9 protein-coding genes are annotated in these 13,602 nt (G+C 68.0%); 5 read left to right on the top strand and 4 right to left on the bottom strand.

Annotation, left to right across the window (positions count from 1 at the left end; all coding sequences use genetic code 11):
* Window positions 1-19 precede the first annotated feature (19 nt).
* Window positions 20-1,204, top strand: coding sequence for a PPE family protein (locus ACZYZ9_RS06595; RefSeq protein WP_463825398.1), 1,185 nt, complete (start codon window positions 20-22; stop codon window positions 1,202-1,204).
* 245 nt (window positions 1,205-1,449) lie between these two features.
* Here the strand turns inward: ACZYZ9_RS06595 and eccCa are convergent, their stop codons facing one another.
* Entirely contained in the window at window positions 1,450-5,598 is a 4,149-nt protein-coding gene (gene eccCa, locus ACZYZ9_RS06590) for a type VII secretion protein EccCa (protein WP_463825397.1), read from the bottom strand.
* A complete protein-coding gene (eccB, locus tag ACZYZ9_RS06585) occupies window positions 5,595-7,118 on the bottom strand; it encodes a type VII secretion protein EccB (RefSeq protein WP_463825396.1) in 1,524 nt (507 codons plus the stop codon). The genes eccCa and eccB overlap by 4 nt, the downstream gene beginning before the upstream one ends.
* Window positions 7,119-7,361: 243 nt before the next feature.
* On the opposite strand from eccB, the gene malQ reads away from it, so the two are divergent.
* The 3 genes from malQ to ACZYZ9_RS06570 all read left to right on the top strand — a co-directional run bounded on the left by malQ (window position 7,362) and on the right by ACZYZ9_RS06570 (window position 10,391).
* Window positions 7,362-9,527 carry a 4-alpha-glucanotransferase gene (malQ, locus tag ACZYZ9_RS06580; protein ID WP_463825395.1) on the top strand — a complete coding sequence of 722 codons (2,166 nt, stop codon included), beginning with the start codon at window positions 7,362-7,364 and terminating at the stop codon, window positions 9,525-9,527.
* Window positions 9,524-9,988 carry a nuclear transport factor 2 family protein gene (locus ACZYZ9_RS06575; RefSeq protein ID WP_463825394.1) on the top strand — a complete coding sequence of 155 codons (465 nt, stop codon included), beginning with the start codon at window positions 9,524-9,526 and terminating at the stop codon, window positions 9,986-9,988. The genes malQ and ACZYZ9_RS06575 overlap by 4 nt, the downstream gene beginning before the upstream one ends.
* Window positions 9,989-10,088: 100 nt before the next feature.
* Window positions 10,089-10,391: a hypothetical protein gene (locus ACZYZ9_RS06570; protein ID WP_463825393.1), complete on the top strand. Its 303-nt coding sequence runs from the start codon at window positions 10,089-10,091 to the stop codon at window positions 10,389-10,391.
* Here the strand turns inward: ACZYZ9_RS06570 and ACZYZ9_RS06565 are convergent.
* Together ACZYZ9_RS06565 and ACZYZ9_RS06560 are read right to left on the bottom strand one after the other, a co-directional pair.
* Window positions 10,388-10,816, bottom strand: a complete 429-nt coding sequence (locus ACZYZ9_RS06565; RefSeq protein ID WP_463825392.1) for a type II toxin-antitoxin system Rv0910 family toxin — start codon at window positions 10,814-10,816, stop codon at window positions 10,388-10,390. The two genes, ACZYZ9_RS06570 and ACZYZ9_RS06565, sit on opposite strands and share 4 nt — an antisense overlap.
* Window positions 10,817-10,930: 114 nt before the next feature.
* Window positions 10,931-11,494 carry a hypothetical protein gene (locus tag ACZYZ9_RS06560; RefSeq protein ID WP_463825391.1) on the bottom strand — a complete coding sequence of 188 codons (564 nt, stop codon included), beginning with the start codon at window positions 11,492-11,494 and terminating at the stop codon, window positions 10,931-10,933.
* 177 nt (window positions 11,495-11,671) lie between these two features.
* On the opposite strand from ACZYZ9_RS06560, the gene ACZYZ9_RS06555 reads away from it, so the two are divergent.
* Window positions 11,672-13,558: a DUF4407 domain-containing protein gene (locus ACZYZ9_RS06555; RefSeq protein ID WP_463825390.1), complete on the top strand. Its 1,887-nt coding sequence runs from the start codon at window positions 11,672-11,674 to the stop codon at window positions 13,556-13,558.
* The last annotated feature ends 44 nt before the right edge of the window (window positions 13,559-13,602 follow it).

Below are 13,602 nucleotides of genomic sequence, written 5' to 3'. Positions count from 1 at the left end.
TCAGGGGGAACAGACACCGATGTTCGACTTCGGCTTGTTGCCGCCCGAGATCAATTCCGGGCGGATGTATACCGGGGCCGGTTCGGGGCCCATGCTGGCCGCCGCGGCAGCGTGGAGCGTCCTGGCAGCTGAGATGGCCTCCGTCGCGCACGGCCACCGGTCGGTGATCGTGGAACTGACCGGTGGGCCGTGGGTCGGGCCGGCCGCGGAATCGCTGGTCGCGGCGGTGACACCGTTCATCGCCTGGCTGGACAGCGGCGCGGCGGAAGCCGAGCAGGCCGCCGGTCAGGCATTCACCGCTGCGGCGGCCTACGAAGCGGCGTTCACCGCCACGATCCCGCCGCCGGTCATAGCGGCCAACCGGGCGTTGCTGGGGGCGTTGGTGGCCACCAACTTCCTGGGGATCAATACTCCGGCCATCATGGCCACCGAGGCGGCGTACGCGGAGTTCTGGGCCCAGGACGCCGGGGCGATGTACAGCTATGCGGGGAGTTCCGCGGCCGCCACCGAGTTGACCGAGTTGCCCCAGCCCGCCGAGGTCACCGATCCCACCGGACTGGCCGACCAGGCCGTTGCGGCCCTCAAGAGCGCGGGCCAGGCGGTGGAAAGCCAACTCAACAACCTGGGATCGCACATAGCGCCGCGTCTCGGCGATGTGCTGCAGACACTGTCGTCCCCACTCAACGGCCAGGGCGCCGCGATCGACAGCTGGATCGCCGCCAACACTCCCCTCGACGACATCGTCCCGCTCTACACGAAATACCTGTCGCCCTACATCAATTCGTGGGCATTGTTGAACCAGAGCACGCTGTGGTTCGGAGACGACGCAGCGGGCTTCGCGAAGGTCGCCACTGTTGCGAATACGCTGTCTGCCGACGCCGCCAAGGAAGCCGCAAAAGCTACCCAGGCCGCCGGAGCGGCCGCGCGCAGCGGCGTCGGCGGCGTGGCCGCGAGTCTGGGTAAAGCGGTCCCGATCGGCAAGTTATCGGCCCCGGCCGGCTGGACCACGGCAACCGCACCGAGCACCGCCGGCGCGACAGCGATCAGCAAGGCCACCGCGATTCCCGCTGCGGCCGAAGGCAGTGCCGGCAACGTGCCCGGGACCGGCCCCGTCGGCCAGTTCGTCAACGCCGGCAACGGCCGTAAGACCCCCGCCTACGGACACCGACTCAAATTCATGACCAGACCACCGGCAGCCGGCTAGTTAACCTGGTTGTCGACGTCACGCCACGTTGTCCCCAACGTGGCGTGACCTTTTCGCGAAGACCTCTGCGGCACTTCGCCGTTCGCTGCACAGTTTCGCAGTAGCCGTGACCGTCCCGGTGCTCGACGAGCTGTGTGCAGCGCGCTCGTCGCTCTTCGCATTCAACAGATGACAGGGCCAGAAAGGACAATGCCGCTGCGTGGCGCCGGCCGTCAACCGGCGCCACCGCAGCGGCAGGGCCCGTGTTACTTGCGCACCTCGGTGGCTGCGACCTGCACGAAGGTGCCGGTGTCCTCGGCCATCAGCAGGCCTCGACCGCGGGGCAACGGACCACCCTTCATCTTGCCCCGGATGAAGCCTTCGTCCGGGTCGGCGTCCATCACCAGCAGCGGCGCATTGGCCTGATGCAGACCTCGGAGCATCGGGTCGCTGCCTGCCGACGACCAACCGCCGAAGGTGCGGGTGACGATCACGTGCAGACCGACGTCGGCGGCCCGGTTCACGAACGGCACCACCTTGTGCAGCGGCGAGTCGAAGCCGGGGGGCAGCTGCTGGATGTCGTCGACGATCAGGAAAATCTCCGGACCGCTCCACCATGACCGCGACAGCAGCTCCTCGGCGGACAGACCCGGCGGTGGTTCCCGCCCCGCCAATGCCGCCGACAGCTCACCCATCATCGCGACCACGCCGTCGAGGTTGTAGGCGAATTTCTCCACGTAGTCCGATCCCAGCGTGGTCAGCAGTTGCCGGCGCGGGTCGATCAACCACACCTGCGCGGATTTGCGTCCGGGCGGCGGGGGCGGTGCGCTGGTGGCACCGGGCGCGTACAACCGGCCGATTTCGGACATGATGGTGGCCAGCGTCGTGGTCCGCCCACATTCGCGTCGACCGGTCACCATGAGGTGCGAGTTCTCGGCGAAGTTGAGGTAGACCGGCTGCAGGTCCAATTCGGAAATGGCCCAGGCGATTCCGCCGGCACCGACGCCCTGACGGGTGTCCCGCGCCGCAAGCTCGCGGACCTGTTCCACACCGAACCGCGCCGGCAGTCGCCGTACCGGGGGTGCCACCGCCGTGGTGAGCCGGCTGACCGCGGCGACCACACTGTCGCTCTCGAACACATTGTCGGCGGTGCTGGACAACGACGGGCGGGCCACCAGGGTGTGCAGGCCGGCCTGCGGGTCGCTGTCGAGTCGCACGTAGTTGACCGCAACCATGCCGCGCCCCGGCTTGACCGGGACGTCCTTGGCGAACCGGGAACGCACCAGCTTGGCGTCCTCGACGGCGGCCAACCGCAGTTCGACACGCGAGCCGAAACCACTGCGCACCGGGGGCCGCAGCTCCGATTCGCGGTCGGCGGTGACGATCACGTGCACACCGAACGAGGGACCCTGGTTGATGATCACGTTGACCTGGTCGATCAACACCTCGTTTTCCTCGGCCAGGGCACGGTAGTTGTCGATGACCAGGTAGACGTCACCGAACCCGTCGTTGGGCACCGGACCGGCTTCCCCGCCGAACTTGCGGCGCCGGAACATCTCCATCGACGCGATGCCGTACTCCAGGAAGCTGCGCTTGCGTTCGCGCACCAACGCCAACAGCTCAGCGACCGTACGGCGGACACCGTAGGGATCGGTGGGACCGGCGACCTCGCCCACGTGCGGCAGCTGGGCCACCGTGGTCAACGCGGTGCTGCTGTAGGCCAGGCAGTAGAACTGCACCTGCTCGGGTGTGTGGGTCAGCGCCGCCGAGCAGATCAACGTCTGCAACGCGGTGGTCTTGCCGGAACCGCCGGCGCCCAGGATCAGGACGTTGGAGCCCGGCCCGGAGGTGTCGACCGTCCACGGCGGCTGGTCGTGCTTGAACGGCCGGTCGATGATCCCGATCGGGAACACCAAATTCCTGGCCGAGCCGTAGTCCTTGTTCCACGGGTGCCCGAGGAAGCGGTTGACCAGTTCGTCGATGGCGATCGGCTGGGTCAGCGGCGGCTGCCACAACCGGTACGGCTCGAACTTGATCTTGCGCAGCTGATCGATGATCACCGTGCCGACCTTCGGCGTACGGATCGCCTCTTCCTCCTCCTCGACGACCTCACCGTTGGTCAGGGCGGGCAGGTCAGGCTCGACGGTCGGACCGCCGACGCTGACTTCCATCGGCGTGAACGAGTTGGTGAACAGTTGCGGGCGCACGTAGTCGATGCTGTGCACCAGCACCGGAGCTTCCTCGCCGTCGACGCTGGAGATGCGGAAGTAGTCGCGCCACAGGAACTCGGCCTGGAACCGGATGATGTCTTCCAGGCTCTTACGGAAGTAGCCCAGCCCGGCCTGCGCCGGCAGGTTCACCGCGTTGGGCACACCTGCCGCCTGCGCGGCGCCGGCGGTACGGGCTTTCAGCACCAGCCGGTAGCCCATGTTCTCCATCAGCTTCTCGGCGCGGCTCTCGATCGTCTGGGACGCCATCATCAGGTGGATCCAGTAGGCGCGGCCCTGTCGGCCGATCGAGTCGAGCACGTCGACGGCGGTCGGCATGATCCGGAACCACTCGTAGAACTCGTCGATGACGACCACCAGCATCGGCAGCGGCGCCATGTCCTGGCCGCGTGCCCGCATCCTGGTCCGCACGGAGTTGTATTCCTTGGCGTCGTCCACTCCGGCGCTGTCACAGATCGCCTTGCGACGCGCGATCTCGCCCCACAGCGCGTCCAGGAAGCGCTCCATCAGCGCCTGGTCTTCTTCCAGGTCGGTGATGATGCGCGACACGTGCGGCACCCCGGCGAACGGCTTCACGGCCGATCCACCCTTGAGGTCGGCCAGCACGAACTGCAGTTCCTCCGGCGGGTGACCGAGCATCAGCGACTCGATCACCGTGCGCACCAGCGTCGACTTACCCGAACCCGTCGTACCCGACATGACGCCGTGCGGGCCGTCGCCGCCTTCGTCCAGCGACTTCATGTCCAGGAACAGCAGCTCGCCGTTGTCGGAGCGGTTGCCGAACGGCGCCCGCAACCTGGAGCGGCCCATCGTGTCCGTGCGGCTGCCCCACAGATCCTCGAAGTCGATCGCGGAAGGATCGTTGATCCCGTAGTAGGACAAGATGTCCCGGGCGCCGATGTGGGCGACCCGCTGGCCGATCTCCTCGTAGGCCTCGGCGAGTCGCCACTGGGCCAGCTTCTGACTGAACTCTTCGGCTTCGGCGGTGCTGATCTGGTCGGTCAGCGCGAAGAACCACGGCTTGTCGTCGATCACCATCCAGGTGTCACGGTCGCGGGGCAGCGCCTCGATCACGCCGATTTCGTCGAACTGCAGCTTGCGCTCAGGAACCCCGGTCCACATCGACGAGCCGGTCAGGTCGAAGAACGTCACGCCGTCGACACCCTCGGCGCTGATCACGTACTCCCACTGCGGGTCGTCGACGTCGGCGATGATCACGTGGTGCGGGGTCGGCGTCTGCGCCGAGGAACTGGCGTGCCGAGGTGTGAAAGACCCACGCCCGGCGAACAATTCGGCCTGCTCGGCGGCGAACTCGCGCACCGAGCTGTACACCATCCGGGCGTTGCCGGCGGCGTCGTGGCGCCGGGAGTCGCCGAAGTGCGGCAGCCACTTGACCCAGTCCCACTCCTCGAGGTCCGAGCTGACCACGATGAACTGCATGTGGTCGGGGCCGTGCGAGAAGGTCAGTTGACAGATGATCGAGCGCATCAGCCCGAGCACCTGCTCGCGGTCCCCGACCAACGCATACCAGGGTTCCACCAGCACCGAGATCATCTTCGGCAGGTTGTAGACCACGCTCTGGTAGCGCCCGAACTCCTGCAGCGCCTTACCGGTCACCGGCTCCAGCTCGATGTCGGTGGGCATGTTCTGCGGCTCACCCCAGGTGACCTCGGGTCGCGTCATACCGACGCCGACGCGGACCACCCCGAAGTTGAGGTCTTTACCGTCCGGCTTGCGCTCCCACATGCGCGACGTCCCCACCGCGGCGGACAACGTGTTGGGTGCCGGGTGGAACCAGCGGTAGTTGGCGTCCATGCTGTCCGCCGACTCCTGCGCGGTCTCCCGCAGCATGTCCAGCATCAGCATGAACTGGGCGCGCATCGCGTCCAGTTTCGGCCGGCTCATCTGCTGCTGGCCGCCGAACCGGCCGCCGAACATCATCATCATCATTCCACCGACCATGAAGATCGGGAAGATCGAGCCGACACCGCCGAACACGTGTGAGCCGCTGGCGAAAGTCATGGCGACCATGCCGCCGAGCAGACCGATCACCACCACGCCGACCACGATCAGCCACCAGGGCTTGCCCTCGGGCGGCGGAATGCTCAGCGGGGTCGGTAGAACAATGTTCTCCGGCTTGATGACCGGCGGTCTCTCCGGTGTCGGTCGGGCAAAACCACGTTTCACTTCGGTACCACCAACTCTGCAGGGGTCATATCCATCGGTAGCGTGTCGTGCTCCACCAGAGCATCCGCGCGCGACAATGTCGGGCCTTGCGGCATCAGCCGCAGCGCCACCCACGGCGCCAGGCTCGGCTGCAGGGTCAGACCCAGCGCTTCGCGCGCTTCCTTGGTGTCGTCCACCCCGAAGCGCGCACCCGCGTTGGTCAGCCACCACAACGACTCGGTGGTCTGGGCGCCGGGATTGTTGCCGGTGACCGCCACGAAGTTCGCGTAGTTGGGTCCGAAATAGACCTGGTCGGCCACGCGTCCGGTCATGTCCGCCTTCACCAGGTTGACCACCCGGTTCATCTCGCTGGGCTTGATCGGCAGCGTCGGCCCCGAGACCACCTGGACCCGCGCGCGGTTCTCACCGGTGGTTCGTTCCCACCACCAGCAGGTGGACGGGTTCTCCCGGATGTCCTGCACGTTCAGCGGATCGTTCGGGTAGGAGGACAGGTCCAACCGGTTCACCACCGGCATCTTGGCCAGCGCGGACGGTTCGACCGTCACCGGCTTGGTGTTGCCCGGCCGCTCGGCGTTCTGCAGGATCTGGGCCACCAGCGGCGGCAGGGTTTGCACCCCGTCGGTCAGCACCAGCGAATACTGTTGTGGCCCACTGATTTGCGGGGTGACGAGGATCGTTCCGACCGGACCGGGCGCTCCGGGGAAGGTCGGCTGGGCGCCCGCGTTGGGCACCTCGGGGACCAGCAGTTCCGGTCCGACCGGCAGCGCGTCGTAGAGCGCGTGGCTCATCGGCCGCGCCTGCGTCACCTGTTCCGGGGTCAGTCCGAGTGGCAGCAGCACCGACCGGTCGGTGGCGTCGATCTTGGACCGGCGGCCTTCCCGGATCACCCAGGTGCTGCCGCCATAACTGAGCACCACCGCGTCCGATCCGCTGAGGATGCGACGGTGGCCGCTCATGTCCGGCGTTCCGTCGATCACCGTCACGGTCACCCCGCCCGGCGAAGCCATCCCACCCGACGTGCCGCCCACGGTGTCGCACACCAACCACGACGACGCGGGAGGGTTCTTCGGCGCGAACTCGGTGGGAGCGCCGGGAATACCGACCAGCGGTCCGTGCGGCATGCTGGCGATCTGGCTGCTGCGGACCAGGTGCGGGTTGTCCGGGCGCCCGGTGATCAGTCGTGCCGACGCCAGGTTCAGCGCCGGGTAGAGCCGGTCCCCCACTTTGACGTACAGCGCCCCGGAGTCCCGGTCGGCGATGATCGGGGCATCGTTGATCTGGCCCGCCGGGCTGATGAAGGAGTACAGCAGGGCGCCCAGGCAGATGACCAGTGCCGCGGAGACCGACGCGACGACGGCCAGGGTCTGACGCCGACCGGGCTCGATCTCCATGCGCACCCGCCACCGGGTCAACGCCATGGCGGTGCGGCGCGCCAGGAATTGGTAGCCCGTTACCTGGGTCCGCGTCGACAATCCGAGACCGTATCCCGATCCCCGCTGTCCGCGGCTATGTTCAGCCACGTTCGATCACCTTCCGGTTGTCAAAATCCCTGGATATGAGCCCTTGCGGTCAAGTACATCGATAACCGTAGGGCACCCGTAGAGACCTCGCCAGGCGGCGGGAGCCGTCGGCGGCCGCGCTGGATCCCCCACGGTTTCATCGTGTCTTCTCTGGGCATGGTAGCCGCGAATGGCCCAGTCGGCGCGCTAAGTCACACACCGCCGGATTCCCCGGTCCGAGCTGCGGGTAGCAAGATTGCCGGCATGACCGAGCTTGCGCCGTCTCTCGTCGAACTCGCCCGGCGGTACGGCATCGCCACGAGTTATCAGGATTGGACCGGCCGGCAGGTGCTGGTCTCCGAGACCACAGTGGTGTCCGTTCTTGCCGCGCTCGGCGTCGCGGCCGGGACCGAGCAGCAGCGCAACCAGTCCCTCATCTCCGAACGTCGGGCGTACTGGCAACGGCCGCTGCCGCCGACGGTGGTGTCCCGCGCCGGGGCGCAGACGCGATTCTGGGCGCATGTGACCCATGGCGCGCCCGCCGACGTGTGGTTGGAGCTCGAGGACGGCACCCGACGCACCGGTGCGGACAGCGGCATCGTGCAGATCGACAACTTCACGCCGCCGTTCGAGCTGGACGGCCGCTGGGTCGGTGAGGCCAGTTTCCTGCTGCCGGGCGACATTCCGCTGGGCTACCACCGGTTGCAGCTGCGTTCCGGCGACGAATCGGCCGACACCGCCCTGATCGTGACACCGGACTGGGTGGGGCTGCCCGACGCCCTCGGCGGCCGGCGGGCCTGGGGGCTGGCCGTTCAGCTGTACAGCGTGCGGTCCGGACGGTCGTGGGGTGTGGGCGACCTCACCGACCTGGCCGACCTGGCGCTCTGGTCGGCTACCGTGCACGGCGCCGACTACGTGCTGGTCAACCCCATGCACGCGGCGGCGCCGCCACGATCCACCGCCGAACCCATGGAGCCCTCCCCCTACCTGCCCACGTCGCGGCGCTTCGTCAACCCGCTCTATCTGCGCCTCGAAGCCGTCCCGGAGTTCGTCGACCTGCCCAAGCGCCGCCGGGTGCGCCAATTGCGCGACCGCGTGCAGCAGCGCGCCGATCAGCTCGACCGCATCGACCGCGACACAGCGTGGGCCGCCAAGTGTGAGGTGCTGCGACTGCTGCATGCGGTGCCGAGGTCGGCGGGCCGCGAGTTGTCCTACGCGGCGTTTCGCGCCCGGGAAGGCCAGGCCCTGGACGACTTCGCGACCTGGTGTGCGCTGGCGGAGGTGCACGGCGGGGACTGGCGTCGGTGGCCGAAGTCGCTGCAGCATCCCGACGCCGGCGGTGTTGCCAAGTTCGTCAGGAAGAACCAGCGAGCGGTCGACTTCCACCGGTGGCTGCAGTGGCAATTGGACGAGCAACTCGCGGCCGCCCAGTCGCAGGCCGTGCGTGCGGGGATGGCGCTGGGCGTCATGCATGACCTGGCGGTCGGCGTGCACCCCACCGGTGCCGACGCCTGGGCTCTGCAGGATGTGCTGGCGCTGGGCGTCACCGCGGGCGCGCCGCCGGATGAGTTCAATCAACTCGGCCAGGACTGGTCGCAGCCGCCGTGGCGCCCCGACCGGCTCGAGCAGGCTGAGTACCGGCCGTTCCGTGCGCTGATCCGAGCGGTGTTGCGGCACGCCGGTGGCGTCCGGATCGACCACATCATCGGGCTGTTCCGGTTGTGGTGGATCCCCGACGGTGCGCTGCCCACCGGCGGGACCTACGTGCGATACGACCACGAGGCGATGATCGGCATCGTCGCGCTGGAAGCTGTCCGGGCCGGCGCGGTCGTGGTCGGCGAGGATCTGGGCACCGTCGAGCCCTGGGTGCGCGACTACTTATTACTGCGCGGCCTGCTGGGCACCTCGATCCTGTGGTTCGAGCAGGACTTCGAGCAGGGAAATGCTTCCGGCGGCCCGCTGCCCGCCGAACGCTGGCGGGAATACTGCCTGTCCGCGGTCACCACCCATGACCTGCCGCCGACCGCCGGTTACCTGGCCGGCGACCACGTGCGGCTGCGGGAGGACCTGGGATTGCTGACCCGGCCGGTGGCGGCCGAGTTGGAGCACGCGGCGACGGAGCGGGCGGCCTGGCTGGCCGAACTGCGCCGCGTCGGTGTCCTCGCCGACGCTGAGGATCGGCCCGAGCAGTTGATCCTGGCCTTGTACCGCTACCTGTGCCGCACTCCGTCACGGCTGCTCGGGGTGGCCCTGACCGACGCGGTCGGTGACCGGCGTACGCAGAACCAGCCGGGCACCACCGACGAGTACCCGAACTGGCGGATTCCGTTGACCGGCCCGGACGGCCGGCCGATGCTGTTGGAGGACGTCTTCACCGACGAACGCGCCGCGGCACTGCTCGATGCGGTGCGCGCCGAGATCGGGCCGTGAGTGCTGTGTCCACCGACCGCGCGGCCCTCAGCGACCTGGTGCACCGCTATGCAGCCTATGTCGACGATCGTGAATTCGATTCTGTGACAATGCTTTTCACCGAGAATGCCGAACTGACGGTGCCGGACCCGCCGGGCAATCTGCGGCCGGTCCGCTCGCATCGGGGCCACAGCGCGATCGCGGACGCGGTGGCTGCCGTTGCGCACGTGGCCCGCACCGAGCACGCCATCGTCGGTGAGGTCTACGACCCGGGCCCACGCAGCGGAGCCGCGCGTGGCCGGATCGCGTGCGTGGCGCACCACTGGAGCCGGCGGGCTGAGGAGGTGATCGACGCCGTATGGCATCTGCGCTACGACGACGAATACGAACTCACTGACACCGGTTGGCGGATCAGTAGTCGAGCTCTGACGATCAACGCCATCGAGACCCGCCCGGTACGCCGGTTACTGCCCCGACGGTAGGCCGAACCGTTTGTGCCAGCGGCATTCCGGGTAAATTCCCGACGGGCTCCAACTCGGTCGATCGGGACGACCGCTGCAAGTTGCTGCAGAGGAGATGCTCATGGACGACGCCGCACGCTACGCCGTGGGCGGGCAACCGCACGACTCGATGCGGGCGCTGGATGACTTCGAAGACAACGTGGAACGCGCACCCGGACTGGTGGTGATGACCGGCGCGGTTCTGGCGTTCGTGGGGTCGGTGGCGGCGTTCGCGCTGGGCAAGATCGGTATCGGAATCGGCGCCGCCAGCAGCGGAATGCTGATCCTGAGCGCTGGGTTGTCCTGGCTCAGTATGGAACGGCGGCGGGTACGCGCCGCGGAACGCGAGATGCGATTCGACGAAGCGCCGCGGCGGGCGGGCTAACGCAGGTCGGCGAGGTTCTGCACCGACTTGCGCACATCGGAGCGCAGCACTCGCGCCACGACTTTGCCGACCGGCCCGCTGAGTACGCCGCCGCTGAGGTCGGCGGTGAGGTCGAAGGTCGAACCCGGATCCTGCGGGGTCACCTTCATCGCGACGGTGATGCGGATCCCGCCGCGGCCGCGGCCTTGCAGTTCAATGGATTTCGGCTCGTCATACTCGGTGACTTCCCAGTGGATGACATTGCGGAAGCCCTTGACCTTGACACACGACGAGACACAGGTGCCCTTCTCGATGTTGTCGGGCACCTTGCCGCGCCAGCCGGCGAAAATCGTCATCCACTCGTCGAAGCGCTGCAGATCGGAAGCGAGCTTCCAGGCTGCCTCGGGGTCCACGTCCGAAGTCGTCGAGACATCTACCTTGGCCACCTGGTTGTGCTCCTCCCGCTGTGAACAGTCCCGCGGTTACATACCCGAGCGCGGCAGGGAGAAAACACCGGCATCTTCGTCGGCATGAACGGGCTTGCCGGACAACGGGATTGGTCAGATACCGGTCCAGGCGGTGGCCACCTGGGTGGCGACATCGATGATCTGGGCGGCCTGGGACTCCGGCTTGTCGATCTCTTCTTTGACGTACTGGGCGATGAAGCGCCGGATCTCGCCGTCCACACCGGCCAGAATGCGCAGCACTTCGCCGCGGAATGAATTCGATGACACGTTGACGGTGATGTCGGAGGGCCGCGGTTTGGACACGTCGACGATGAGCAGCAGCGGTTCGGCCGCGCGCGCCGTGGCCCGCAGCGCGATATCGCCGGTGACCACGAAACGCTGCTTGTCCAGGCGCAAGTCCAGCAGCAGGTCGATGGTCAGCGGGATGTGGATGACGAACGTGATCAGGTCGCCGAGCTTGCGGGTGACCCGTGGCTCCTGGATCTTGACGTTCGCACTGACCTTGGCAATACCGCCGGGGCCCTGGGCGATCGGGTCCATGGCGAACTCACTGCCTGCAATTTCGGCGAAGGCGGCGGCCACCCGGTCGGGCGTGACCGCGACCTCGAAGAATCTGCGGCCGAACTCTTCGTAACTGAGGAAGTCGTGGTTTTGCATAGATTCCTACCGTCTCATGTCAGCTGCCCGGACAGACGTTGATCCGGTCGCGTCGCCCAATTTGTGTGATCTGGGCCACTTCTATCGAATTTGTGAACAACGCCACAAGCGGGCTGTTCGATTCGGTGTGTCGACTGCGGGCCTGCCACCCTGGAGTGATTGGAGGTGTTGAGTCCCATGCGCGCGCACGAATCATCTGAGCAGCGCCCCGCCGTCACCCGGATCGAAGGACTGCTGACCTGGCTCGGCGGCGGCCACTGGCGAGAACTCGCCGAACGCCACGAACGATCAACCCACGCCGTAGCGGGCGCGGTGGTGGCACTGGGGGCGATCCTGGCCTGGCTGGTTGCGGCCCTGGCCATGCGGTCGTCGATCCAGGCCGCCCCTTGGTGGGCGATCGCCGCCGGCACACTCGCTTTCGGCCTGCTGGTGGGCGCCGTGAGCCGCGGTGTGGCCGGCGGCCCGTCCCGCGGCCGTAGCGGTGTTGCCGGTCGCGCGGCGGTCGCCGTGGCCCTCGGCGTGCTGGTCGGCGAATTGGCCGCGCTGGTGATTTTCTCGGCAGCGATCGACCGCCGGCTGGACGAACGTGCCCTGCGCACCGCGGACTCGACGCCGGCCGTCGCGCAAGCGACCGCGGCCTGGCAGCAGAGCCGGGCGGCACGGTCGGCGCTGGACGCGCCGGTGGAACAGGCGCGCGGCGATCTGGACCGGGCTCTGGTGGTGGCTCGTTGCGAATACCATCCCAGCCCGGGTTGCCCGCAGACCCGCATCACCGGCGACCCCGGCCAGGGACCGGAGACGCGGACCGCCAACGAACTGCTCGCGGATGCACAACGTGCGCTGGACACCGCGACGGCAACTCGGGACCGACGAGCACCCGACCTGGACGCTCGGCTGGCACGCGATGAGCAGGCGGTCTTGGCCGCGCGGCACGGTGTGGTGGCCGACGCGGGCCGCGGGCTGAGTGCGCGATGGGTGGCCATGAACGAGGTGACATTCGGACCGGAGGCCGGCGTCGGTGCGCCGGTGCTGCGGTTACTGGCGGTCGCGTTCTTCGTCCTGCTGTATCTGCTGCCGCTGATTCTGCGGCTGTGGCGCGGCGAGACAACCCACGACCGCCACACGACGGCGCGCGCGGAGCGTGAACGCGCCGAGCTGGACGCGGACACCGCAATCGCGATCAAGCGTGCCGAGGTGCGCCGTGCCGCCGAAATCATGTGGGCCGAGCACCAACTCACCCAGACGCGGCTGGCCATCGAAGCCCAGGCCGAGATCGACCGGGAGCACCAACGCCGTCGAGTCATCGAAGCGATCGAGGCCCCGGTGCACGCGTCGTCGGAACGTACCTTCGAGCCAGTGGAGGATGACATGTACTTGCCGATCGCCGCCGAAGCGGAGGCGGCCAGTCGGGCGGTGGCGCAGCTGCCCGCCGGCGATGCTGCGCCAACAGATGCCCACGTCGACGCGCCGCAGCAGCTGCCGGCCGTGCCCGAACCCGTCCAGCACGTCGTCGAGCACTACGAAGAGCCGCAACCGACCGAACAGGAACGGGGAGCCCCGATGATTCCGTCCCTTCCGGACGCCACCCGAGCTGCTGCCCGTTGGATCCGCCCGCTGGTGCCACCGTTCGTCGCCCGGGTCATCGACAACACCACCCAGCCGTTACGCAGCGCGCGTCAGGTGTTCGAAGAAGTCGAGGAGATCGCGTTCTCGCTGAAGCGCACCCGTAAGGTCACGGTCGATTCGCAGAGTTCCGACGGCGGCAGCCACCGTCCGGCGCACCAGGATCCTGGCCCCGGAGGTTCTCACGAGGACCCGGCCGGGTCCCACCGGATCGAATCCTCGCGGGGCAGCGCGGCCGGGCAGCATCGGGCCGCGGACTACCGCCAGGTCGGCGCGGACCCGCAGTACGCGTCCCTGACGCACCCACCCCGGCCCGACCTGGCGGGCCTGTCGGTCGGCGCCCGGGCCGGCGAGGACAGCCAGTACGAACTGGCCCAACGGCAAGGGCCACGCGAGCTGCGCGCGCCCGAGGGTCCACGTCAGCTGCCGCCGGGCAAATAGCGGGCCGTAGTGCCTTCGGGTCGGATGGATGCCGCAGCGGCGGC

This window comes from Mycobacterium sp. IDUB_28 (assembly GCF_055419285.1).
Note: the sequence above shows the minus strand (reverse complement) of the source record. Positions and strands in the feature narration are given on the sequence as shown.

Excerpts from the sequence above, each read along its gene's own strand:
- ACZYZ9_RS06595 (WP_463825398.1), top strand. The coding sequence starts at position 20 with ATGTTCGACTTCGGCTTGTTGCCGCCCGAGATCAATTCCGGGCGGATG.
- malQ (WP_463825395.1), top strand. The coding sequence starts at position 7,362 with ATGACCGAGCTTGCGCCGTCTCTCGTCGAACTCGCCCGGCGGTACGGC.
- ACZYZ9_RS06570 (WP_463825393.1), top strand. The coding sequence starts at position 10,089 with ATGGACGACGCCGCACGCTACGCCGTGGGCGGGCAACCGCACGACTCG.
- ACZYZ9_RS06560 (WP_463825391.1), bottom strand. The coding sequence starts at position 11,494 with ATGCAAAACCACGACTTCCTCAGTTACGAAGAGTTCGGCCGCAGATTC.
- ACZYZ9_RS06555 (WP_463825390.1), top strand. The coding sequence starts at position 11,672 with ATGCGCGCGCACGAATCATCTGAGCAGCGCCCCGCCGTCACCCGGATC.